Raw genomic sequence first — 23,780 nt, forward strand, 5'->3', positions numbered from 1 at the left:
AGGTGAATCGCAATGAAACAATCTCTGACTGAAAAGCTGTATTTAGCGTATCGTTTTGAATTTGAGCATAACGGCCATACTATTACGGCAAATGCTTCCAGCCTTACCGGTAAAGAAGAAATTCTGGTCGACGGCGTATCGGTATCAAAAAAACGTAACCTGGGCTTATCCAGTCGCCATCAGTTTCAGGTTGATGGCACTTCGTACGAACTACGCTTCAATGTGACCGGTTTTCTGTTCTGTCGGGTGGAATGTACTTTGATGGCGGACGGCAAGGTCATAAAAACCGAAACTCGTTCCGCTTTTGATAATAAGAAAGTTTTTATCCGTAACCTCATTTTATTTTTTCTGGCCGGTATGGCCTTTGGTTATTTAGCAGCCACCATAGCGTTAAAGGTAATGGGGTAAGCTATGCAAATTGATGCAGCTAAAGCCATAGAGCTAAGGAATAAAAGAGGTTGGACACAGCAGCACCTGGCGGATGCCTGCGCAGTCAGCTTACGGACCATACAACGCGTTGAAAAAGATGGCATAGCGTCACAGGAGACCGTTGCAGCCCTGTGTAGTGTGTACGAAATAGAGCGACAGGTTATCGGAGCAGACTCTGCCACAAAGCCCAAAGTCAGTAACGCAGTAAATCAACAACGGTCACCGAGCTGGTTAGATGCACTGCCCATGTTAATCACACTGCTGTTAGGTATGGCTATTGGTATTGGCTTAACACTCTGGCTAACTAACCGCTAATGAAAAGTGGGCATAAAAAAGGCAACCCGAGGGTTGCCTTTTTAGACTTCGAGGCGCGTAATTACAGCGCTACGATGTTCTCAGCCTGAGGACCTTTAGGGCCTTGAGTTACTGCGAACTCAACGCGCTGGCCTTCAGTTAAGGTTTTGAAACCGTCGCTAGAAATAGCGCTGAAATGTGCGAAAACGTCTGCGCCGTTTTCACGTTCGATGAAACCGAAGCCTTTTGCTTCGTTAAACCATTTTACTGAACCAGTAATTTTATCAGACATAATATATCTTCCTGTAACTTTTAAGTATGTGGCCGTTAAAGGCCGATGATGCGGGTAAAAATAAGAACTTAGAACTACAGGACGATGGTATTAATAATAATAGGTCAACGAAGTGGAGTTTTTTAACTAACTGTCTTTCTATCTATCCGACGCAGTGGAGTCTACGCCTATTGCACTGTGAGTCAAACGATTTATCACTTTATTTTGATAATAAATTTATGCGTCAGTGTCATCTGCCCAGACAACACAGTTACGACCTGCCCGCTTAGCCTTATACAGCGCCTGATCAGCCCTTCTGTAAATACTGGAAACGTCATCTTCCGCTCGGCTCTCCGAGGCGCCAATACTGACTGTTGGGTTAATAATTTCCCCTGAATCGAGCGTAATGACTGTCTCTTCTACCGCCTGACGCACTCTTTCCAGTACTTGCGTCGCACTCTCATGATCGGCGTAAGCCAATACCACCATAAACTCTTCACCACCCACCCGGACAACGCTGTCGCTGCTACGAACGGCTTCTGACATGGCTCCGGTGCCTGCAATTAGTACTTTATCACCCACATCGTGCCCGTAAGTGTCATTAATTGCTTTAAAGTGGTCAAAGTCAATAACGGCAACAACACATCCGCGCTCATCGTTTTTCCGTATTAAGCTTTGCTCAAGTATTTCCATACCCGCCGAACGATTCTTAAGTCCGGTTAAAGCATCGGTATAGGCAATAACCGCCATATCATCCCGTTGGCGAATTAGGTCGGAACGAACCTGTTGCTCAGCAATAACGGTTTCTACCGCCGTGCCCATCATTCTTACCATTTCGACTTCAAGCTCACTGAAAGGCTCAGCCCGTCTGTTTTTGCGGGAAAACCCTAAAATGCCCCAAGTTATATCGTTAATAATAATAGGCGTACCAATGTAGGTCTCCAGGCCGTAAGTCTGGAAACTGGAGTGATCTTTAAAGCGTGGATCTTCTGAAGCGTCATTGGTATGAATTAAATTATTGGCCTTAAGTACTACCGAACAATAGGTTGTCGCCAGAGGTAATTGCGTACCGGCAGGAAAATCCATTTTTGCGGTTTGCACCCATTCAATGGTGTAAGTCTCGTTTTTAATGGAACTGGCGGTACCAATATCAACACCTAAGTAATCCACACCAACTTTTAGTAACTCATCAATGGAGGCGGGGTCAATCCGGCGTCCACGTTTATGAATCACTTCATGAATGGTGCGCATAACATCAACCGATGCGTAATAGTCCGTTACGTCCTCAATAAGAGCATAAAGACCAATGACCTTACCTTGCTCATCAAATTCAGGCAGGTAGCGAATATCCAAAAAGCACTTACGTCCGTTTCGGAAAGTAATAACGTCTGAAAACTCTAGCTTCTCACCACTAGAAAACACACGGTCATGATTTGGCTTTACCCGCTGGTAAGATTCGTCACTCAACACGTCGGTTACCGGTCTACCCAGCATGTCATCCGGCGTTAAATCAAAAAACGAGGCATAAGCCGTATTCACAAAGCGAAAACGTCTTTCAACATCAACATAAGCTACCATCGTTGGCAGCTGTTCAATAATTCTATGAGTAATACGGTTTGTTGACATAGCGCCTCGTCGCTTTAAAACTCAAGGGTACGAGCCAGCATAACTGCTAACGATACTAACTAACAGTGTAGCAAAGTGTCGTAAACTATTCGGATAAGATTGCCTTAAAGAACTCGCTACCCTTACGGCGGGCAAACTCTATATTTCGTTCCGGAATGGATTCCGGATCATCGTAGCTTTTCAGCGCCTCTTCAATGCTGGCTTCACGCAGCAAGTGTAAGGTCGGGTAAGGAGCCCGGTTGGTGTAATTAGCCGGGTCATCTTGTGGTTCACCGTCAAAACAATAGTCGGGATGAAAATGCGCCAGTTGATAAACGCCCTCGTAACCCTCTTCAACAAGCAATGCATCGGCAATATCAACCAGAGTCAGAAAGTCATAAAAGCCTTCAAACCCGGAAGGAAGAATAAGCAATGTGGTTTCAGTTTCAGGCGTCGCGTCCAGGTGGTTAACTTCATCCAGTAATTGTTGCAGCACGGCTTGAGGTTCGCGCTGAGCAGCTGTCACATATCGAATACTCTTACGCTCAACTTCGCGGCGCGCGAAAGGGCAGATGTTGTACTTTACAATCAGCTGTTGCACCCAATGGCGGGTTTGCTCAATAATCTTAGCTGTATCAGTCGTCATTTTTCGTATCTTTTCCGAAAAGGAAGCCACTTTGCCATGAAATCGCTTGAACTCAAAGTACCGCCCGTGCTGGTTGTTGCCGTTGTTGCCGGGCTAATGTGGTTAACCGCCCATTACACGGAAGCCTTTAACCAGTTTTATGTTGGTCAGCGCGCTGCCGCTATTTTCCTATTGGCATTAGGGGTGTTATTACCCTTGCTGGGTGTTATTGGTTTTCGACGTGCACAGACAACAGTAGACCCACGCGACCCTGCCAAAAGTACAGAACTGGTCACCACGGGTATTTATCAGCGAACGCGGAACCCAATGTATTTAGGCTTTTTCTTTTTGTTAATGGCGTGGGGCGTTTTTCTGGGTAGTGTGTTTTCTTTATGGGGCTTAGCGTTGTATGTGGCTTACATGAACCGCTTTCAGATTATTCCGGAAGAACGTATTCTGACAGAAACCTTTGGTGAAACTTATAAAGATTACTGTCAGAAAACTGGCCGTTGGTGGTAGCGCCGCTTTATTTAAAAAAGCTGCCGCCGTTTTAAACTCCGGCCCAGTAGAATGAGGCCCGACAAGCTAAACCAGAGCGCAGCGGTTGCCGCAACAATGTTCAGAAGGCTGTTGAAGTCGCGTTCACCGCTGTAGTCCATAAAGTGTAAACGGAACATCCAGTCACTTAACCACCAACTGCTGTTACGGTGATCAATCACGTCGCCGGAGGCTGCGTCTATATAAGCACGCGTTGCAATGTCATCGCTGAAGGTCACTCTAAAGCCCTGGCTTCGCCAACCAATAATCTCATCAGTTCCGGTTACGGCATGCACTTGTTCAATATGGCCCGGTCCATTATAGCTTCGCCGGGCCAGATCAGCTGCCATCGGGGCCGGGGTTTTCCAGTCCTTGCCTGTGAGAGCATTCACATAATGCTTTTTACCATCGGTTGTTGTAACCACGTACTGAGCGGTACCAGCGACAGAGCGTATTTCCAGACTTTGAATATTCTCAAAACGTTCAATTAACGCACTTTCCGGGTAATAAACCGGACCTACGGCCTCTTCAGTAACGGGTTGGAAATAGTCATGGGCTGCCAGCTTCTCATGACCCAACCAACTAAAGTACAAGCCGCTAACTAACCATATAAATACCTGAATAAAAATAACCAGGCTTAACCAGCGATGCAGTTTGCGCATAAACCTCATACTGACCGCCTTCTTTTTTTACGTGGCCGATAATGAAAGTAAAGCAAGGCAATGCCACTTATCAGAAACAAGCCATTAGCAATGCTAAACGCTTTTAACCACCAGGTTTCAATGTCCACTCTGTCCTGATAGTCCATAATATGGAGCATCCAGAAGAAGTCGAACATTCGCCAGAAATCATGACGCTTGGTTACAAGCTCACCCGTCGCCGCTGAAAAATATAAAGTAGCACCGGCCATATCATTAAAGTCCACTCGCCAAACGGGTAATAAGGCAGGGTTCAGCTCACCCGGGGCTTTGTCTTCAATAAAACTGACCTGGGCTTTTATGTTTTCGTCACCGGTATAATGCTGTCGCGCTATGTAGCCGATGTCCATTCGATCAAGCTCTATCGGCTCAAGAGACTCAGCCATAAGCAACTGTGTGCCAGCCTTGCTCTCAACGCTGTAAACCGGTTGCAAAGATCCATCTATCCACTGCTGTATTAAGCGGACCGACGTGGCTTCGGGGTTTTGTTCCAACACCCAGCTTATTGGAGAGTTTAAGGTATTTTTAGCAATAGGCTGCTCAAGCTCTTTCACCAGGTGATTACCGTGAATAAAGCTCAGATCAAAATACACCATATAGGCACCGCTAATACTCCACACCACCAGCTGTAAGCCGACAATAAGAGATAACCAGCGATGCCAGACTCGCCATTTTCGAGGGTTCATATGCGCTAAATTAATAACCGCCGTTCATTGAGCCAGCCATACCTACCATACCAATGAACATGAAAATATTGATGACAATAGCAATAGCAACCCAAATAAGAGCGGCTCTTGCCCAATTTTTCTTGTTTGGATTTGTTGCATCTGAGAAGCCCCAGACAAACAACATAATAATGCCAATAAGTGGAATAGCGGTAATTAGAAGGGTGACAAACCAATTGCCAGTAGAGATAACGTCATTGTTATTATTCTGATTTTCCATAATAGACCTTATTTTTATAATTTATTATTATGTAGTGCTCTATAAAATTATCGGGTCGCCCTGCAAAAGTCAAAGTAGTTCTCTAACTCTCTGCTTTAATTGAGGAATAACTTCGTCTTCAAACCATGGGTTCCGACGTAACCATAAGTTGTTTCGCGGGCTAGGGTGCGGCATCGGCAGTAAAGTTGGCCAATAATCTTGCCAACTTTTTACTCGCTCAGTCAAATTGCGCTTTGGTTCATTTAAATGCCATTGCTGAGCATACTGACCAATAGCCAGCGTCAGTTCCAAATTAGGTAACTGCTCTAACAACTGATTACGCCAGGTTGGAGCACACTCCGGACGCGGTGGCAGGTCACCGGACTTCCCTGTTCCCGGGTAGCAAAGTCCCATAGGAATAATAGCCAGTTTTTCTGGGTCATAGAAGGTTTCTCTATCGATACCCATCCATTGCCGCAACCTGTCGCCGCTTGGGTCATCAAAGGGTTTGCCAGAGGCGTGTACACGTCTGCCAGGGGCCTGACCTGCAACCAGAATACGGGCTTTAGGGTTTAGCTGAACAACCGGTCTGGCACCTAAGGGAAGCTCCGGCTCACATAAAGTACAGGCTCTTACATCACGCAGTAATTGTTGCCAGTGCGGCGGCTCTTCCCATTTCATACCCCTGCTCCAACAGCTTTTTGTCCTGAGTAAAACGCCCGACCGGAAAATCCGCAGGCGGTGCAAGTACAGTCATAGTACAATCCGCTGGCGGATTATCAATGAAGTTAATGGCGTCATTATACACAGTGGAGCGTCTGGCAACCGCGTCAAATAAAGCAGGATGATGTTTAAAAAAGCGCTTCATAAAGGTCGGTAGTGGTCGTATTTTTTTCCTGAAGCCACGGGGCTGAGACAAAATAACGGTAATATCCCGGGCACCCATTTCATAGGCTTTAATCACCGGAATAGAGTCAGCCAGACCACCGTCTGTCATAGCTGCACCGCCAACGGTGGGGAAGTCTCGGTAAGCCAGAGGAATAGCGCAGGACGCCGGAAAAAGTTCGTGCAAATTATCGGCTGTCACCCGGGTGTAAACTGGTAAGCCTGTATCGACGTTGGTGGTAACGACATACAAAGGACGATTTTGCTCAAGGTAATACTGAGTACTCAACGGCACTTGCTCAAACGAAGCATGCCATAGCCAGCTGACATCGCAAAAGTGACCACCTTTTAAAAATCGCCGCCAATTAAGAAACTCGGGCTGCAGTGCATGCTGCAAAAGAATCTTTCGGTTACGTCCATGGTCGCCGGCAAGAAAGCCAATCAGGTTGGTTGAACCTGCCGACACACCAATCGCAAAATCAAAGTCTGTATGTCCGGCTTCAAGAAAACCGTCCAGTACACCCGCGGCGAAAATGCCACGCATAGCACCGCCTTCAACCACCAGCGCTTTGTTACCTTGCTCTTGCCTCATACACTCGCTTATTTCTCAATGCTCTCTATTTTTCAATACTGTTTACTTCTCAATAAAAGCCTGCTCAATCACGTAATCACCCTGGCGACGTGACGTAGCTTTTGTGAAGCCACGCTCATTCAGTATTGCCATTAAGTCTTGCAGCATAGCGTCATTACCACACAACATAAAGCGGTCATGCTCAGGGTTAATGTCGGGCATACCAATGGTTTTAGTCAAGGTACCCGACTCCAGCAAGTCGGTAATGCGTTGTTGATGAGCCTCGTCACGGAATGGCTCCCGGGTAACCGTTGGGTAGTAGATTAGCTTTTCGCGCACCCAGTCACCAAAGTACTCATTGCTTGGTAAGTCCTCGCCAATTTCCTTTTGATAAGCCAGCTCTGAAACCCAGCGAACACCGTGCACTAACACAACTTTATCGTACTGTTCATAAATATCGGGGTCTTTAATAACGCTCATAAAGGGCGCCAGTCCGGTGCCTGTACTCAGCAAATACAAATTTTTGCCGGGCAACAGGTGCCCCGGAACCAGAGTGCCTGTTGGACGAGTGGACAGTACTACCTCGTCACCCACCTGAATGTGTTGCAGGCGAGAGGTCAGGGCGCCGTCCGGCACCTTGATACTGAAAAACTCCAGTTCTTCTTCATGGTTTGCGCTGGCAATACTGTAGGCCCTGAGCAAGGGCTTCTCTTCCAGCTGCAGACCCATCATCACAAACTGGCCGTTTTCAAAGGTGAAACTTGGCTGACGGGTGGTTCTGAAGCTGAATAAGGTATCGTTCCAGTGGCGTACCTGAGTCACTTTTTCCGCAATGATACTTCTCATAACTATTCCTCATTGGCGATTTTGTGCGCATCATAACATAACGTGATTAAATCTAAATGAGAATTTTTATCATTAAGTATTGCAAATGAGAATAGTTTTTATATAAGATACATTCACTGATGTTTGTAAAGGATTAAAAGTCATGGCTCGACGCTCGAGTGGACGCAAAGGATGGTCATTAAAAGACTGGCATTGGATAAGTTCTGCCATCTGCCTCATTGGCATGCTGTTGTTTTCAGTTACCGGCATTACGCTTAACCACGCCGGCTGGATAGAGTCTGCGCCCAGCGTCGAAAGCCATGAAAGTTCTCTCCCACAAACGGAATTGGCCCGGTTGGTGAATGCGTCAGGGAATGACGTTCTGCCAACTTTTTTTCACCGCTGGTACGAAGATAAGACGCAAAACAGCATCAGTTCAAATGCCGAAATAGAATGGAATGACTACGAATTGTACGTCGCAATGCCCCGACCTGGCGGGGATAGCTGGTTCAGCGTCGACTTAGCCAGCGGTGCCTTTTATTCAGAAACCACCGATCGCGGCTGGATTGCCTACTTCAATGATCTCCACAAAGCGCGTAACACCGGGCTTTTCTGGAGCCTCTTTATTGATGTATTTGCCATTGCCAGCATTCTGTTCACTGTTACAGGGTTATTACTTTTGAAAAAATACAGCAAAGGGCGAAAGTCCACCTGGCCTTTAGTTCTGGCCGGATTCATCATTCCCTTATTTGCCATTATGGGTTCAGCACATGCCGCTGACAATGAACTCACCGTGGAAATTCCTCGCTTATCGGTTGCCGAATACCACGCACCTTACCTGGCGGTATGGCTCGCTAACGAGCGTCACCAGCGAGTCGTCGACATTGCCGTCTGGTACGACGTAAACCTGAAAGACAACGAAGGTGAGAAGTGGCTGAAAGACATGCGCCAATGGTGGCGACGCAGTGGTCGCATGGCCGACATGCCGATTGACGGTGTATCGGGTGCAACGCGTCGTCCGGGCACTAACCGTGTGGACTTAACACCTTTACTGACTCAATTACCGGAGCTTGAAGCCGGCCAGTATTACTTATACGTCGAAGCCGCACGCGAGCTCGGAGGCCGTGAAATGTTGCGGCTGCCATTGTCTTTACCAATTGAAAGCCCAATATCCATCTCAGACACCGGCGAGCATGAGCTTGGTCGCGTGTCATTAAAACTGGAGCCTTAACCATGAAATTATCTTCTGTACTGACCACCAGTCTGGCCGTTCTGACCTTATTCGCCAGCGCCAGTAGTGAAGCCCATCGTGTCTGGATAAAGCCGAGTGCAACCATTGTATCCGGCGACTCGGAATGGATTACTTTTGACGCCGCTATTGCTAACGGCATTTTCTATCCGGACCACTACCCGTTGGGACTGGACCGTGTAAAAGCCATGGCACCCGATGGTGCAGCCGTGACTTTAGAAAATGGCCACAAGGGCAAGCTTCGCTCTGTATTCGATGTTGAGCTGGAAAAAGAAGGCACATATACCGTTTACTCAGCCAGCTCAGGCTTATCGGCACGTTGGGTAGACGATGAAGGTGAACGCCAATACTGGCCACCTCGTGGCTCGCAAAAAACCAATGAGGATTTCTATAAGGAAGTACCTCAGAACGCCAAAGACCTGGAAGTTAGTGAACGCTCACATCGTGTAGAAACTTTTGTTACCTCCGGTGCACCAACCTATGACACTTTGGGTCCAACTGGTAAAGGTCTGGAACTGGAACCGGTCACTCACCCAAATGACTTATACACCGGCGAAAACATTACCTTTAAGTTCAATATTGATGGCACAGCAGCGGCGGGTACTGAAATTGTTCTGGTAAAAGACGGGGAGCGCTACCGCGACCAGTCACAACCCACCAAACTGAAAACCGACAAGAAAGGTGAGGTGACTTTTACTCTGGATGAACCGGGCATGTACTGGTTAGAAGCCGAGTACACTGACAACAATGGAAAAGCCCCGGCGAGTAAACGCCAGGGCTCCTATGTTGCGGTACTAGAAGTATTACCGATGTAATTAATCGGCTGTTACAACGGGTGGTTCCTCTAAACGAACCACGCCCAGTGTATTGGCGTCGGTACCGAACCAAATGGAGTCGGTGCTTTCATCATAGAACATATGACGAACGGTACCGCCGCCACTTTCCAGCTCCATCGGCTCTGAAAACTCATGGGTTTCTGTATCAAAGCCCACCAGCCGGTTAGGCTGAACACCGGTTTCTACAAACCAGACGTCGTTACGTTTATCCACAGCCATACCGTAAGGGCGCGAATTTTCTTCAGCGGGTGCCCGCCAGTCTTTATTCTCGCCACTGACCGGGTCGTAACTGCCAACATACCCTTTGTTGTAGTCGACATACCAAATAGTGCCATCGTCAGTCATACCCAGCCGGCGCGGTCGGTTATCTTTTCTATCCAGCTCTATTTCCTGAAGCTTGCCGTTTTCTATGGTCGCCAGTTTATTGGTGCCAAAAAGCGTTGCCCAGGGTTTGTCATTTTCGACGATTAAACCATAGGGCCTGGCCGAGTCCGTGGGAACGTCCCACAGCATCATCTCACCATCGCCGGTTTCCAGAAAACCAATTTGATTACCACCTTGCACCGTAAACCAAATGTCATCGTTGGAGGTAAAGTCCATGGTATGACTGTCACGAGTGCCATCACCCGGCAGCTCAAACTTCTCGATGTCACCTGTTGCAGGGTCAATTAACCCAATATGATTCATAAGATTACCGGCGTACCAGGCACCGCGGTCATCCACTATAACGGTGTGCGGGCCAGCGCCATCGGGTAAATCGTAGCGTTTAAATTCTTCAGTTTTTGGGTTAAAGGTGGCGGCGTAATGACTTCCCTGACCCACAAACCAAACCGTTCCGTCGTGTACCCAAGGGTCACGCGGACGGGAGTCCTCCCATGGAACCTGCCACTCCTGAATTTCTGCGTTCGCCAGCCTGCTGTCTTTGTGATCATCACTTTTTGCCGGCGCACTACTTACTCCCGCCAGACCAATAATTGCTGCACTTGTTAAACTTAGGTACTTCATCGTTATGGCCTCCCGAAATAGATTCGTATCTAAGTATAGACGCTATTGCGTCAAACCCAACACTGTGCAATCTTCAACCTTTAACTCTAAAACGGCGCGTCTTACATGCTGGATCAATGGCTTATCGGAATCATATTAGTTGCTATGCTGGTGCTCTTCGTCATCGATAAATGGCGTTATGACCTGGTAGCTATGATGGCGCTATTGTCCGCAGCTATTCTTGGTTTGGTGCCAACAGCAGAAGTATTCAGTGGTTTTGGCAACCCCGCGGTCATTACCGTGGCCGCCGTACTCATTATAAGCCAGGCACTGTGGCGTTCAGGTGTGGTTGATGCACTGGCTTCCGCCATGAAAAACATTGGCGATAAGCGTTGGGTGCAGATGATAGCCCTAACCTCCGTCACAACTTTCTGCTCTGCGTTTATCAGTAACACCGGTACCATGGCCATAATGATCCCGGTCGCACTTCAGTTAGCCCGCAGCAGCGGCAATAACCCGTCCAAACTGCTTATGCCGATGGCTTTTGGCTCCTTACTGGGTGGCACCATTACAATGGTGGGTACGCCGCCAAATATTATCATTGCCGACATACGCAGAGAGGCAATGGGTGAAACCTTTGGTATCTTCGAATTTACGCCCGTTGGCCTCAGTATTGCTATAGCCGGTTTGCTTTTCATGTGGTTGCTCAGTCATTGGCTGGTACCGGAAAAGGCCGGTAAATCAAAGTCAGAATCGCTTTACGATGTAAGCAGCTATTTGACAGAACTGTACGTGCCCGAAGGGTCCAGCTTTGTAGGCGAAACTCTGTACGAACTTGAAAACCGTACAGAAGACGACTTTGTTATTGTTGCGCTGCAGCGCGGTGACAAGCGTTGGTCAGCACCGGCTCGTTATTTGCGGCTAAAGTCTGAAGACGTATTAATAGTTGAAGCCAACGCGGAAACTATCCAGCAAGTTATAGACGGCACCGGACTTGAGCTTAATGCCGAAGAAGAAATCGATGACCGTTTCTTAAAATCCGATGACATTACCGTAATAGAAGGAATTGTCGGACACGACTCGCGGCTTATTGGACGCTCTGCCGCCGATATTAAACTGCGCAGCCGCTACGGCATCAACGTGCTTGGCGTCGCCCGAGAAGGTCAGAAGCTGGGCACCGCACTGGCCAATATTCGCTTTAAGCCGGGCGACGTTTTATTACTGCAGGGAGACGCAGAGATCCTCGATGACGTATTTCAGCGCTTTGGCTGCTTCCCGCTGGCACAGCGCAGCTTGCGCATTGGTTCGTCAAAACGTTTAATGTTGCCTTTGGGTATTTTTGCCGCAACCATTTTATCGGCTGCGTTTGGTTTAATCTCGGTTCCTGTCGCCTTTTCACTGGCCGCAGGCCTTATGGTTATAACCAATATTCTACCCCTGCGAGAGCTCTATCATTCTATAGACTGGCCTATCATCGTATTGTTAGGCGCAACCATACCACTGGGGTCTGCGCTGGAACGCAGTGGCGCCGCAGACACCATTGCCAATGCCGTACTTTATATCAGCCAGGGGTCACCGGAATTTGTGGCCGTCGGCTTACTACTTATAGTCACCATGTTGCTGTCCAATATTGTCAATAATGCAGCAGCTGCGGTACTTATGGCTCCCATAGGTATCAGCATGGCCAGTAGCTTCAGTGCCAGTATGGATCCATTTTTGATGGCCGTCGCTATTGGAGCCGCAGTTCCGTTCTTAACGCCAATAGGACACCAGTCGAACATTCTGGTTATGGGTCCGGGCGGCTATAACTTCAGCGATTACTGGCGGCTGGGCTTGCCGCTGTCGCTGGTTGTTGCCGCCGTCGCTCTGGTCATGATATTGCTGGTATGGCCGCTGTATTAAGCGCGGTCTTTATAAGGCAGGTAAGTTCGCAATGTTTTTAGATGTTCGCGTAACGCGGTGCTTTCATCCCGACAATACTGTTCAATGGCGTCGTTAAGAGGAGACGGCATAAACCGGTAAAAACCTTCTCGAAGCACAGGCTCAAAGCCTCGATGCAGCTTGTGCTCGCCCTGCGCACCAGCGTCAAAGTAGCTAAGGTTATGGTTTATGCAGTATTCAATACCCTGATAATAACAAGCTTCAAAATGCAGAAACTCAAGCTCTTCCTGACAACCCCAGTAACGCCCGTAAAGCGTGTCTTCACTTTTAAAGCATAATGACGCCGCCAGCATTTCGTCATTTCGGTAAGCCGCAAAAACCACAATATGGTCAGCTAAATGTTCACCCCAAAGTTTGAAGGTAGTCGGGGTTAAATAACCGCCATGGCCTGAGCGTTTTAAATAGGTGCGCTGGTAAAACACAATGAATTGATGCCAAAAATCTGCGGTTAATTCGGTACCCTGTAAGGTTCGCATTTCGACATTTTGCTCTGACACCTTTTGCCGCTCTTTGCGTATAGACTTGCGCTTGCGTGACACCAAAGCCCCGAGAAAGTCGTCAAAGGAACTATAACCTCGGTTCTGCCAGAGGAACTGGATATCAAAGCGTTGCCACCAACCTTGTTCTGCCAGAGCCTCGCTTACATTCGGCTCAACGTACAAACACTGCAAATTGCTGACATCGTGCTCCTGCATCAACGCCGATTCAATAACCAGCAGAACATCAGCAGCATTAACGCTCTCGGCAGTAGCCAGACGAGGCCCCTGACACGGGGTAAAAGGTATAGCATTGATAAGTTTGGGGTAGTACTGAAAACCATAACGCTCGTAGGCTTCAGCAAAAGCCCAGTCGAACAAATACTCACCATAGGAATGGGTCTTTTTAAACCAGGGCATAATGGCAATCAGTTTGTCGTTGTTATCATGCACCGCTACATATTGAGGCAACCAGCCACGCTGCGGTCCTAGACTACCGCCCTGCTCAAGCGCCAACAGAAAATCATAGCAAGTAAAAGGGTAATCACTCTTAAATAACCGGCTCCAGTCAGCCTTAGGTATAGTGGTTACTGTTGAGTGTATAACTGTTTGCATGCGTTAGGTGCTTAAAAGCCCCAACACACTAATGTCTTCATCCAATTGTGGCCAGTGAATTCCCTGGCCATTTCCCAGCAGATGCCAATCTTTACGCTCCTCTTCCGTGGCCGCTTCCAAACGAGGAAACCAGACAATGGGTGCAGAAATTTTACGTCCATCAGCTAGCTCGACCTCAAGCGTTGCTTCGGTAACGGATACATTCACTGCTACAGGATGGCGATCAATCTCTAAAGTATTCATCCCAGGCCTCCAGAAGCTCTTCTTTATGTTGAACGACAATTTTGCTTATACGCCTAAGCTCAAACGATGAAAAGCCTATCGAACTGCTCATCAAAACAGGCTTAAGCCAAAATTTTGCCAGCTTGTTGTCTCGCTGCACATGAATGTGAGGAGGCTCACCGTTTTCATTACTATAAAAGAAAAAGCGATAAGCACCAATTCTTAGTATTGTCGGCATGCTTTAGTTTCCAGGCTTTATAAAGAAACCAAGCTTAGAAAAAACCAAACAATAGAACGTTATGAAATAACCTAAAAGTACGTAATCATTTGCCAGCTCATTTCATCCGGCACTAATTTTCGTAGCTAAAAACCCGCACCCATACATCGGCTGTCAGCTCTAATGAGCTGAGAGCTTCGATGCGCTCACGGCCTTCAGCGCTGCTTCGGTATAGGTGGGGAGTCATAGTAAGTAAATCTTTTATCGCCTGATTTGATGCCAAGGATACCGGAAAAGTTACTTGTTGCTCAGAGGTCAACTCAAAAGCGGAATCGGTTATCGGCAGCGCCTCATTTTTACTTTTCTGTTCAGAATAAATAATGGCTTTCAGCTCTTTTAAATGGCTACCGGCAGGGTCCACCATAATCAACCGGCCTCCGGGCTTTAAAACCCGCTTAAATTCAGCTTCTACCGGAAATCCGAATACGCATAAAATAGTATCGACACTACTGTCGGCTAATGGGATAAAAACGTTCGATGCCACCATCCAGCTCAGACGCTTGTCTTTCTTTGCCGCCGCTTGTACCGCCCATTTGGAGATATCCAAAGCCGCTACACGTAAATCAATGCCTTTTTGCTCAGCTTGTTCAACCAAATAGCGCAAGTAATAGCCTTCGCCACAGCCCGCATCGAGCACCGCCTGATCACCTTCCGCCAACACTGTGTTCGCCAAAGCCCGGACCAGAGGCTCGTAGTATCCCTGCTCAAGGTACTCCCGACGCGCCTGCACCATGGCCTTGCTGTCGCCAGGATCCTTAGAGCGCTTATTCTGAACCGGCAATAAATTCACGTACCCCTGTTTCGCCACATCGTAGCTGTGGCCATCCTCACAGCGCCAGCTTCGCTCATTTAAGCGCAGCGGCTTGCCATCAAGTGGGCAGATCAAATCAGTTAACGACTGAGTCACATTGGGTTCCGGTTCGCATGTTCTGTCATCATTCTACGCGGTTTGTTCTTAAAATTCAGACACAAAAAAAGCAGCCCGTGGGCTGCTCTTCATAATTTTTAGCTTACCTAGAAGCTAGTCCATGCAAATTAAATTGCCTGGATGTTCTCAGCCTGAGGACCTTTAGGACCCTGGGTTACTGAGAAAGAAACGTTTTGACCTTCAGCTAGCGTTTTGAAACCGTCGCTAACGATCGCGCTGAAATGAGCGAATACGTCTGCGCCGCCTTTCTGCTCGATAAAACCAAAACCTTTTGCTTCGTTAAACCACTTAACAACACCGTTTACTGTATTAGACATAATAAATATCCTGAAATTTTATAAAATAAGTAATCGCTCCGGGCGTTCCCAGTTGCGATGATCATGCGGGGTAAAAAATGAAACTTAAAACTGCAGGACGAAGGTATTACTAAGAGTAAAGCGACGTAGAGGAGTGTTTAACTAACTGTTTCTTATCCAACGCCGGCTACTTTACGCACATTCTATATAATGTCAAACAATAGTTTTTATTTATTTTATAAATCACCTTTATAATTCTTTATGGCTTTCTAAACACCTGCGCCAGCATGCAACGAACTGAGCCTCCGCCAAGTTCTATGGTCGGAACCGCTATCGGTAGTAACTCAACCCACTGCTCCAGTTGCCGAGTTTGTTCTGTGGTCAATGAGCGATAAGCGGTTTCAGACATAGCCAGGAGTTTGTGGCCATTAACCTCCAGTTCCAGCATATTACCTGCAAAGTTGCTTATCTGCTGCTCTGTTAATGGCACTAAGGTTTTGCCCGAATTCTTCACCGAACGAACAAAAGTCTGTTGCTCTTCCTTATTGCGGATCATATCCACAGACGCTATAACAAAGTCACTGCCAACCGCCATAAGCACATTGGTGTGGTACACCGGTTTACCGTCACTGCTGGTGGCATCAAAGGCCATTGGCTGATAGCCCAACTCATTACACAATTGCTCCAAGGCTTTCTTGTTCATGCGTTTTGAGCGGGCACCATAGGCCAATTGATTATCGTGGTCGAAAACCACCGATCCTGTACCCTCCAGAAAAACTTCTTCTTGCTCTAGCACGCTAAGGTCGAGCGTTTTTTCGTATCCATAAGTTTCCTGCAGAAACTCAATAATATCGGCTCGACGTTCCTTACGACGGTTATTGCAATACATGGGGTACAGCACCAGCTCTCCGGTACTGTGTGTACTGAACCAGTTGTTAGGAAAGACCGAATCGGGTGTTTCTGTGCCGGTATCTTCAAACAGGTGTACTTTAACGCCTTTACTCTGTAACAGCTCGACCGCCTTTGTAACTTCGTCGTAAGCGGCCTTGGCGACATTGAGTCCCTGCTGCGCTATCGACTGAAAGGCATTATCCGCCATAGTTTCAGGATTTGAAGCAAAGTGATGCGGGCGCACCATAACAACGGTATCGGACGACTGATTCATTGCGTTTATAGACATTGCAGAATTTGCGCGCAGTTATAGCAACTTGGCTGACGCTTAGCAACGGGCAAAAGAAAAGGGCAGTGTTGTTGCACTGCCCTCCATTAAATAAACGTGCCAATTCCTACCAAGCGTACTTTAGGCTTAGCTCAAAATTGCGATCAGCGCCAAAGAAACCCTGGTCATAAAAATCGATACTCGAGTAATATTTCTCATCGAACAGGTTGTTGACGTTCAGGCTTAGATCCAAGTTTTTACCTAACTGATAGTTAGCCATAGCGTTTACTACAGTATAGCCTTCTTGATAAAACGTCGGCATCCCTATAACTGTTGGGTTCGAGACTTCACTCTGCCAGTTCGCGTTTACACCGAGCTTCAGTGCATCGGTAGCAGTGTAAAGCACGCTCGCCTTGACCATATCCTCCGGTAAATACGGTGCATAATCCGAACCGTCGCGATCCGTCGACTCATTATGCGTATAGCTGAAGAAAATGTTCAGCGCATCTGTTGGTTTACCGTTTAGCTCCAGCTCATAACCTTCACTTTCGGCACCATCAACTCCAATAGAAGGGTCAATTTCAGTGCCTGGTATAGGCCCAGTTGCATCAGGGTCACTAATTGCAAGATTATCTTCTTTCACTTTATACACTGCGAAGCTGGCCGAGAGCGCTTCATTAAAGAAGTCACCTTTAACACCAACTTCTGCGTTAGATCCTTCAACTGGGCCAATCAGCTCGCCGTCAGCGTTAAATGCATTTTGGGGCTGGAAAATTTCGGTGTAGCTGGCGTAGGTGGAAATAATGTCAGTAACATCGTAAACAAGGCCGAGATAAGGCGTATTGACGCTTGAGTTCTCGTAGTCACTTGTTGCCCAGGGTGACTCAGACAATGAATCGTAGTTGGTTAAACGATTACCAATTATCGCGGTAAATTCGTCCGTTAAACTAAACTGTGCGGCAGCATAAACGCCTTCCTGAGTATGAGACTCTAGCGTGCTATATGCTGGTGTATCGCTGAAGTTAGGTTGAGGTACTCCACTCCCCCAGTCAAATAAGCTAGGAACCACAATAGTATCGGTAATACCATAAGACGTAGCATTAACATCCTGCTCAGCATAGAGAGCACCTGCCGTTAACTGGTGCTCGCGACCCAATAACTCAAAAGGGCCCGAAGCTAAAATACGGAATGACGTTTGCTCCCGGTCGGACACATAGTGATTAGGAGACGCACTCAGACCTTCTCCCGTTTCTTTATTCGGGAAGCCAGAAAAGTACAAAAGATACCCGTCCATCTCACCTTCACGGCGCTCAACATCCATTTGAAGATCCCAGCCGTTATCAAACGCATGCTCTAGTTGCGCAAACACATTAGTGCTTTCTCTGTCCCATCTGTTCCATGGCGAAGCGGTTGTCGTACTCACAGGTAGATCATCCGCCTGAGTGCCGTCGTCATAAAACAGCGGTAATGCGCCCCACATGCTGCCTTTGGGGTTCCGCTCACTGTAGTCTGCACCTACCGTCAAGCGCGTTTGGGTCGTTAAATCGGTCGTTACTACCGCGTAAATTTGTGCGTTTTCTTTTTCCGATAAGTCGACGTAGCTTTCGCCTTCTTCATAGGCCATGGCCACTCGCGCTTTCACATTACCGTCTTCGGTCAATGTCTGAGAATGGTCAGCCTCGAAGCGATAATTACTCCAGGAGCCAATACCAACACTCGCATAGCCGCCATCTTCTGTTTTTGGGCGCTTACGAATCAGGTTAATTGCTGCAGAAGGTTCCCCGGCACCCGTTAACAAGCCGGTTGCGCCGCGCACAATTTCCACTCGCTCAAATACTACCGAGTCGGCTAAGGCTTCACTAAAGAAACTGTTATAAGCAATGGGTACACCGTCGAACTGGAAGTTAGTTACGTCACGCCCGCGAGAGCGGAAGAAAAAGCGGTCCGTTTCAGCCTGCTGCGCCTGAATACCCGGGGCAAATTGCATAACATCTGCAACAGTATCTAATGCGAAACCGTCAATAAAATCGCGATCGATAACTGAAATAGCCTGAGGTGTCTGGCGCAGAGTTAACGGCAGTCCTGTTGCCGTTGTCGCACGGTCAAGCGGGCTTCCGGTCACTTTAATGTGTTCAAAAATCTTTTCTTTAGTCTCGGTATTTTGTTCAGCTTGGTCTGAACCTTCTGACTGCACCGCAAACGCAGTAGAAGTTAACAGCACCGATGTTACTGCTGTCGCTAAAAAGCTTTTGGCGAATGCCTTCATGAATTGTCTCCCGACTACAGACTGTAAATGCGAATTGTTATCAGCCAACATTGTATTTGATAATTGTTCGTATTTACAATATCATTTCGGAAAATTTTTCAGGGGGCTCAAAATGACGCAACGACAATGGTTTAAATTACACGGATGGTGCTCATTACCTATATGGGTATTGTTCTGCTTTATCTGTATTACTGGCACCATTGCGGTCTTCAGTCACGAGCTCACCTGGCTATTTAACGAGAATGCACGCGCCGTCAACCCAGACAGCTTGCCTGCTCAACCTGTTTCAGAACTTGTTGCTGCAGTTAAAAGCCAGTTCCCGACCGCCAACGTCACTACAGTAATGACTTTTGAGCCTTACCTTATTAATGCGGTTATTTTCTCGGCCGAGAATATTCCGAATGGCATTGCTTACGTAAACCAGTACACCGGCGAAATTCAGGAAGTGAACCAGGGAATTACCTTTATTAACTTTATGCGCTCGTTGCATAGCTGGCTGCTATTCCCCTGGCAAGAAGGCTATAGCGTTGGCTACTATTTAGTTTCAGCCATGTCATTTGTCATGATAGGTGCGTTAGTTACCGGGCTGGTTATTTACAAAAAATTCTGGCGTGCCTATACACAACCTAAAGTTCGCGCTAAGCAGGGCAAGAAAACACTATTAACTGACTTACATAAGCACGGCGGTGCCTGGTCTATCTGGTTCCTGATTGTTATGAGCCTGACCGGTCTCTGGTATTTCACCCAGCAAGTACTTTGGCATGCCGATATCGATATTGAAGGGCATGCACCGTTAGTGGAAGTCTCTGACATTCCCATGGGTGAAAAAGCGCAACCACCGGTTTCCTTTGAACAAGCCCTGACAATTGCTGAGCAGCGTTTCCCGGATATAAGACCCAGCTTTATTATGATGCCGGAGCACAACCGCGACATGTTCAAAATTATGGGTGGCGGCGACTTTATCTTTTACGATCAGTACTCCTATCGGCTTGATATTAACCCGTGGAACGGCGAAATAGCCCGTGCCGTTTCACCGGAAAACATGAATACGCTGCAAACCATCCAGCATATTATTGATCCCCTGCACTACGGCACTATTGGCGGTATCTGGACCAAAGCCATCTGGTTTATTTTTGGCCTTATATTGTCAGCCATGTCCATTACCGGATTTTTAATCTGGGGCTCGCGTACTGTTAAAGCATCGAAAGAGAAACGAGCTGCCGCTCAAGAACAGCTGCAAAGCGAGGGGGCTCAGTAATGGCGCGTCGCAAAAATACATTCTGGAACCGCAACAAATTCAAACTCAGCGGCTTAATTCTCATTCTGCCTATTTATTTTTTATATGAGCAGCTGCAGCCACCTGTATTTCCGGATGTCTGGGAAGAAAAATCAGTCGGACCTTTTGAAGTTGCCATACAGCCGTTAAATAACGATGCGCCGTATGCACACCACGACGACTGGGTAAAAGACTTTGCGGCCTATGTAAATGACGGTGAAGTCAGCAATATACGCCAGGGCTACGTCAGTATCGGCGAAGAACCGGTTGCCCTGGAAGCCTTGCAAAAAGATGACGTCGGCATTTTGCATGGCAGTGAGTTACTGCAACATGTGCATGCTATTGCGCCACAACAATATCAACCTGAACACCGCGTTTGGGTGACATTGCAGACCTGGGACGGCAATGTGCATAAGGCCTCATGGCAACTTCCCGAAAATTGGTTAAAATAAAACTTTAAACACGAATCATTTTCATTTACGATCCGCCTCAATTTAGACAGCAGTTAATTTTTGAGGGGAACAATGAACATTCACAAGACCTTACTGGCGGCCAGCATCCTGGCCGCCTTAACCGCCACCAACGTTCACGCACAAGAAGAAAGCCCTGAAAAGACTCAGGAAGAGATGATGGAAACCATCAAAGTCAGTTCGCGCGGTCTTATCTCTTACGTTAGCGCGACCGGCGCGAAATCTGACACCCCGATTATTGAAACACCTTTATCGGTTTCAGTTCTGACCGAAACCCGTATTGAAGACTTAGGTGCTGTAACAGTGCAGGACGCCATTGGTTATGTAGCGGGTTTATACAACGGACCTTACGGCGTTGATACGCGCGGTGACTGGGCACAAATTCGTGGCGTCTCTCCAGTACAGTATTTAGATGGCCTTAAGTCGTTGTTCGGCTACTACAACAACGTGCGTATTAACCCCTACTCGTTAGGTCAAATTGAAATACTGAAAGGGCCAAGCTCGGTCTTATACGGACAAGGCTCTACCGGTGGTATTATTAATTTAGTCAGCAAGCGCCCTCAGGCAGAGACCGAAGGGCAGTTCTGGGCACAATTGGGCAACTATTCGCGCAAGCAAGTAGCTGGCGACATTACCGGCGCCTTAAACGATGATGCGTCGTTAACCGGGCGCTTCATTGGCTTATACCGCAACAGCGACACCCAAACCGACTTTGTGCCCGACAACAGCTTGGTACTCAACCCTTCCTTAAGCTGGCACGCTTCTGAAGACACTAAAATTACTTTGATCGGCAATATTCAGCGTAACGAATCAGGCTCCAGTACACAGTTTTTTCCGTGGCAGGGCACCCTGTTCCCGAACGAGTTTGGTCAAATTGACAGCTCCACCTTTGTGTCAGAGCCGAGCTTCGATAAATACGATACTGAGCAGGACGCGTTAACCGCTATTGTGGAACACGATATAAACCTGGACTGGAGTCTGCGCTTAGCAAGTCGCTACAACGACAGTCATGCCGACTACAATACGATGTATGGCTGGCCACCAGTTTTCGCCGATGACAACCGCACGGTTAACCGCGTTTCTTACTTGTCTCGTGCTGATGCAAGAACCTGGACCAGCGACCTGCAGTTGCACGGCTCTGTTATTACTGGTGCTGTTGAGCACGACTTAGTCTTCGGCCTGGACTTTCAAGACTCTTACACCGATAACGACTACGCTTACGGTGCCATGAACCCGTTAGATTTGTATGCGCCAGTGTACGGCCAGGCAACAGGCTTGCCGACCGAATCCGATGTTGTTGACTATGCCTCTTTAACCAGCCAGCAAACGGGTGTGTATATGCAGGACAACATGCGTATAGACAACAAATGGTTAATTTCAGCCGCTTTACGTCGCGACCGTGCAACAAATAATCCTGAAGACGAAAGCGCTACCGATCAGTATGCGACAACCGGTCGCCTGGGCTTCATGTACCTTATGAACGGAGGCTTGTCTCCATACCTTAGTTACAGCGAGTCTTTCTCTCCACTTATTGGCCGGGATGCGTACGAAAATCCCTATGTACCATTAGAAGGTAAACAGTGGGAAGCCGGTATTAAGTACCAGCCTCAGGGTACAGAGCACCTGTTAACCATTGCCGCTTATAAAATTACCGAAGAGAACCGGGCAACTCCGGTGAACGATGCTGATGCACCAAACCCGGACGGCCAGGTGCAAATAGGCGAAGTAGAGATTGAAGGTGTCGAGTTTGAAGCGCAACTTGCCTGGGACTCTCTGGACGTTTACGCCAGCTATGCCTACACCGATGCGGCTGTTAGCAAGAGCAACATCCCATCTAAAGTCGGCAAGCCACTGTCAGCCACTCCTGATCATCAAGCTTCTGTTTGGGGAACTTACCGTCCGGACAACTGGAATGGCTTTAAAGTTGGTGCCGGCGTTCGCTATGTAGGGAACACCTCTGACGGTAACGTGGTATATAACGGCAACCCACTGTACTTAGAAACGCCAAGTTACACGGTGTTCGACGCCATGATTGGTTACGACTGGGATAACTACAGCTTGAGCCTGGATGTTGACAACCTGACAGACAGAACAGTGATTACCTCATGTGGTGCACGCGGCGACTGTTTCTATGGCCAGCAACGCACGATTATGGCTAACTTCCGTTATAACTTTTAAGACTTAGTAAGTTTCACGTGCAGCCCCGGACGCCTTTCTTCCCAGCGTTCGGGGCTTTTTTATGGGGGAGTTTATTCAGGAGTGTAGTACTCAACACCAATTTGAATACGGTCGCGGCCATTTTGCAGGCGCCAGCGGTTGGTGTCGCGCAATGAGTAAACGCAGCCGCAATATTCCTGCTGATAAAAACGCTCGCGCTTGGCAATTTCTACCATACGAGCGGAGCCGCCTTTTTTACGCCAGTTAAAGGTCCAGTAATGCAGACCGGGATAACGCGCAACCGCACGCTGACCGCAATCATTAATCTGTTCCATATTCTTCCAGCGTGAAATACCTAAGCAGCTGGTAATGGTGTCAAAGCCGTTTTCATGCGCATACAACGCGGTACGCTCAAAACGCATATCAAAGCAGACTCTGCAACGCTCACCACGCTCAGGTTCCCACTCCAGGCCTTTCACCCGCTCAAACCAGTTTTTGGTGTCGTAGTCACAGTCAATAAAGTCCACACCAAGCTTTTCTGCAAAGCGAATATTTTCCTCTTTACGCAGCAAATACTCCTTTTCAGGGTGAATATTTGGGTTATAGAAGAAAATCGTAAACTTAATGCCTGCTTCAGCCATACGCTCCATTACTTCACCTGAACAAGGTGCGCAGCAAGAGTGCAGCAGCACGTGGTCAGAGCCCGTAGGCGTTTCTAAAACAATGGATTCTTTCTTGTTTCTAGCCATAACTCTCTCTTCGCGGCTGAAATTTGTGCGAATTATAACTCAAACAGGCGGGGGTGATCACGTCTTCACCCGTTTATCGAACGAAAAATCCTGAAACCTGCAAATACCTCAATGGCCATATCAGGCCTAGGTTATAGCGCTACATATGTTGAAATTTTGTAAAATCTTTAAACAATCTTTACATTCTCACCCTTTAAATCGTTTATTTTTTGTTA

The 23,780-nt window shown here is 47.6% G+C and carries 27 protein-coding genes; 9 read left to right on the top strand and 18 right to left on the bottom strand.

Annotated elements, in window-relative coordinates; genetic code table 11:
• The first annotated feature begins 12 nt into the window (after positions 1 to 12).
• Both K5X84_RS11860 and K5X84_RS11865 read left to right on the top strand, forming a co-directional pair.
• A complete protein-coding gene (locus K5X84_RS11860; protein WP_222235970.1) occupies positions 13 to 408 on the top strand; it encodes a hypothetical protein in 396 nt (131 codons plus the stop codon).
• Positions 409 to 411: 3 nt separating this feature from the next.
• Entirely contained in the window at positions 412 to 744 is a 333-nt protein-coding gene (locus K5X84_RS11865; RefSeq protein ID WP_222235971.1) for a helix-turn-helix transcriptional regulator, read from the top strand.
• Positions 745 to 805: 61 nt separating this feature from the next.
• On the opposite strand, the gene K5X84_RS11870 is transcribed toward K5X84_RS11865, so the two are convergent.
• From K5X84_RS11870 to K5X84_RS11880, 3 genes are all read right to left on the bottom strand, one after another.
• Positions 806 to 1,015, bottom strand: coding sequence for a cold-shock protein (locus tag K5X84_RS11870; protein WP_054490368.1), 210 nt, complete (start codon positions 1,013 to 1,015; stop codon positions 806 to 808).
• Positions 1,016 to 1,231: 216 nt separating this feature from the next.
• Positions 1,232 to 2,620 carry a diguanylate cyclase gene (locus K5X84_RS11875; RefSeq protein ID WP_199495091.1) on the bottom strand — a complete coding sequence of 463 codons (1,389 nt, stop codon included), beginning with the start codon at positions 2,618 to 2,620 and terminating at the stop codon, positions 1,232 to 1,234.
• A gap of 85 nt (positions 2,621 to 2,705) precedes the next feature.
• The gene (locus K5X84_RS11880) at positions 2,706 to 3,245 is read right to left on the bottom strand and encodes a DUF1415 domain-containing protein (RefSeq protein WP_222235972.1); all 540 of its coding nucleotides are present in this window, start codon (positions 3,243 to 3,245) and stop codon (positions 2,706 to 2,708) included.
• A gap of 36 nt (positions 3,246 to 3,281) precedes the next feature.
• On the opposite strand from K5X84_RS11880, the gene K5X84_RS11885 reads away from it, so the two are divergent.
• The gene (locus K5X84_RS11885) at positions 3,282 to 3,743 is read left to right on the top strand and encodes a methyltransferase family protein (RefSeq protein WP_222235973.1); all 462 of its coding nucleotides are present in this window, start codon (positions 3,282 to 3,284) and stop codon (positions 3,741 to 3,743) included.
• A gap of 11 nt (positions 3,744 to 3,754) precedes the next feature.
• On the opposite strand, the gene K5X84_RS11890 is transcribed toward K5X84_RS11885, so the two are convergent.
• The 6 genes from K5X84_RS11890 to K5X84_RS11915 form a co-directional block, all read right to left on the bottom strand.
• On the bottom strand, positions 3,755 to 4,432 hold the full coding sequence (locus K5X84_RS11890) for a PepSY domain-containing protein (protein WP_222235974.1): 678 nt from the start codon (positions 4,430 to 4,432) through the stop codon (positions 3,755 to 3,757).
• Positions 4,429 to 5,145 (bottom strand): PepSY domain-containing protein, encoded by a 717-nt coding sequence (locus K5X84_RS11895; RefSeq protein ID WP_199495095.1) that lies wholly within the window; start codon positions 5,143 to 5,145, stop codon positions 4,429 to 4,431. Before K5X84_RS11895 ends, K5X84_RS11890 begins: the two co-directional genes overlap by 4 nt.
• A gap of 10 nt (positions 5,146 to 5,155) precedes the next feature.
• Positions 5,156 to 5,404, bottom strand: a complete 249-nt coding sequence (locus K5X84_RS11900) for a hypothetical protein (RefSeq protein ID WP_054490379.1) — start codon at positions 5,402 to 5,404, stop codon at positions 5,156 to 5,158.
• Positions 5,405 to 5,473: 69 nt separating this feature from the next.
• Complete coding sequence (locus K5X84_RS11905) at positions 5,474 to 6,064, bottom strand: uracil-DNA glycosylase family protein (protein ID WP_222235975.1); 591 nt, start codon at positions 6,062 to 6,064, stop codon at positions 5,474 to 5,476.
• The gene (locus K5X84_RS11910; RefSeq protein ID WP_222235976.1) at positions 6,021 to 6,860 is read right to left on the bottom strand and encodes a patatin-like phospholipase family protein; all 840 of its coding nucleotides are present in this window, start codon (positions 6,858 to 6,860) and stop codon (positions 6,021 to 6,023) included. The genes K5X84_RS11905 and K5X84_RS11910 overlap by 44 nt, the downstream gene beginning before the upstream one ends.
• Positions 6,861 to 6,902: 42 nt before the next feature.
• Positions 6,903 to 7,685 (bottom strand): ferredoxin--NADP reductase, encoded by a 783-nt coding sequence (locus K5X84_RS11915; RefSeq protein WP_054490386.1) that lies wholly within the window; start codon positions 7,683 to 7,685, stop codon positions 6,903 to 6,905.
• A 142-nt stretch (positions 7,686 to 7,827) separates the two neighbouring features.
• Between K5X84_RS11915 and K5X84_RS11920 the strand changes: the two genes are divergently transcribed.
• Both K5X84_RS11920 and K5X84_RS11925 read left to right on the top strand, forming a co-directional pair.
• Entirely contained in the window at positions 7,828 to 8,895 is a 1,068-nt protein-coding gene (locus K5X84_RS11920; RefSeq protein ID WP_222235977.1) for a PepSY-associated TM helix domain-containing protein, read from the top strand.
• 2 nt (positions 8,896 to 8,897) lie between these two features.
• A complete protein-coding gene (locus K5X84_RS11925) occupies positions 8,898 to 9,728 on the top strand; it encodes a DUF4198 domain-containing protein (RefSeq protein WP_222235978.1) in 831 nt (276 codons plus the stop codon).
• Here K5X84_RS11925 and K5X84_RS11930 read toward each other — a convergent pair whose 3' ends face one another.
• Positions 9,729 to 10,754 (bottom strand): Vgb family protein, encoded by a 1,026-nt coding sequence (locus K5X84_RS11930; RefSeq protein WP_222235979.1) that lies wholly within the window; start codon positions 10,752 to 10,754, stop codon positions 9,729 to 9,731.
• Positions 10,755 to 10,859: 105 nt separating this feature from the next.
• Here K5X84_RS11930 and K5X84_RS11935 point away from each other — a divergent pair, with 105 nt between their 5' ends.
• Positions 10,860 to 12,635 carry an SLC13 family permease gene (locus K5X84_RS11935; RefSeq protein ID WP_222235980.1) on the top strand — a complete coding sequence of 592 codons (1,776 nt, stop codon included), beginning with the start codon at positions 10,860 to 10,862 and terminating at the stop codon, positions 12,633 to 12,635.
• Here the strand turns inward: K5X84_RS11935 and K5X84_RS11940 are convergent.
• The 7 genes from K5X84_RS11940 to K5X84_RS11970 form a co-directional block, all read right to left on the bottom strand.
• Positions 12,632 to 13,765, bottom strand: a complete 1,134-nt coding sequence (locus tag K5X84_RS11940; RefSeq protein ID WP_222235981.1) for a GNAT family N-acetyltransferase — start codon at positions 13,763 to 13,765, stop codon at positions 12,632 to 12,634. The genes K5X84_RS11935 and K5X84_RS11940 overlap by 4 nt on opposite strands.
• Positions 13,766 to 13,768: 3 nt before the next feature.
• Positions 13,769 to 14,008, bottom strand: a complete 240-nt coding sequence (locus K5X84_RS11945; protein ID WP_054490399.1) for a DUF2442 domain-containing protein — start codon at positions 14,006 to 14,008, stop codon at positions 13,769 to 13,771.
• On the bottom strand, positions 13,989 to 14,225 hold the full coding sequence (locus K5X84_RS11950; protein ID WP_054490401.1) for a DUF4160 domain-containing protein: 237 nt from the start codon (positions 14,223 to 14,225) through the stop codon (positions 13,989 to 13,991). The genes K5X84_RS11945 and K5X84_RS11950 overlap by 20 nt, the downstream gene beginning before the upstream one ends.
• A gap of 112 nt (positions 14,226 to 14,337) precedes the next feature.
• Positions 14,338 to 15,171: a putative RNA methyltransferase gene (locus tag K5X84_RS11955; protein WP_222235982.1), complete on the bottom strand. Its 834-nt coding sequence runs from the start codon at positions 15,169 to 15,171 to the stop codon at positions 14,338 to 14,340.
• A 128-nt stretch (positions 15,172 to 15,299) separates the two neighbouring features.
• Positions 15,300 to 15,509: a cold-shock protein gene (locus K5X84_RS11960; RefSeq protein WP_054490405.1), complete on the bottom strand. Its 210-nt coding sequence runs from the start codon at positions 15,507 to 15,509 to the stop codon at positions 15,300 to 15,302.
• 238 nt (positions 15,510 to 15,747) lie between these two features.
• Positions 15,748 to 16,668, bottom strand: a complete 921-nt coding sequence (gene ctlX / locus K5X84_RS11965) for a citrulline utilization hydrolase CtlX (protein ID WP_244994791.1) — start codon at positions 16,666 to 16,668, stop codon at positions 15,748 to 15,750.
• Positions 16,669 to 16,774: 106 nt separating this feature from the next.
• Positions 16,775 to 18,913 (bottom strand): TonB-dependent siderophore receptor, encoded by a 2,139-nt coding sequence (locus K5X84_RS11970; protein WP_222235983.1) that lies wholly within the window; start codon positions 18,911 to 18,913, stop codon positions 16,775 to 16,777.
• Between the two features lie 112 nt (positions 18,914 to 19,025).
• Between K5X84_RS11970 and K5X84_RS11975 the strand changes: the two genes are divergently transcribed.
• The 3 genes from K5X84_RS11975 (at position 19,026) to K5X84_RS11985 (ending at position 22,837) form a co-directional block, all read left to right on the top strand.
• The gene (locus tag K5X84_RS11975) at positions 19,026 to 20,171 is read left to right on the top strand and encodes a PepSY-associated TM helix domain-containing protein (protein ID WP_222235984.1); all 1,146 of its coding nucleotides are present in this window, start codon (positions 19,026 to 19,028) and stop codon (positions 20,169 to 20,171) included.
• Entirely contained in the window at positions 20,171 to 20,641 is a 471-nt protein-coding gene (locus K5X84_RS11980; RefSeq protein ID WP_222235985.1) for a hypothetical protein, read from the top strand. The genes K5X84_RS11975 and K5X84_RS11980 overlap by 1 nt, the downstream gene beginning before the upstream one ends.
• Positions 20,642 to 20,713: 72 nt before the next feature.
• Positions 20,714 to 22,837 (top strand): TonB-dependent siderophore receptor, encoded by a 2,124-nt coding sequence (locus K5X84_RS11985; RefSeq protein WP_222235986.1) that lies wholly within the window; start codon positions 20,714 to 20,716, stop codon positions 22,835 to 22,837.
• A 71-nt stretch (positions 22,838 to 22,908) separates the two neighbouring features.
• On the opposite strand, the gene K5X84_RS11990 is transcribed toward K5X84_RS11985, so the two are convergent.
• Positions 22,909 to 23,565: an epoxyqueuosine reductase QueH gene (locus K5X84_RS11990; protein WP_054490416.1), complete on the bottom strand. Its 657-nt coding sequence runs from the start codon at positions 23,563 to 23,565 to the stop codon at positions 22,909 to 22,911.
• Positions 23,566 to 23,780: the final 215 nt, after the last annotated feature.

The sequence above is a fragment of the Idiomarina abyssalis genome, from assembly GCF_019797805.1.
GTDB lineage: Bacteria > Pseudomonadota > Gammaproteobacteria > Enterobacterales > Alteromonadaceae > Idiomarina > Idiomarina abyssalis.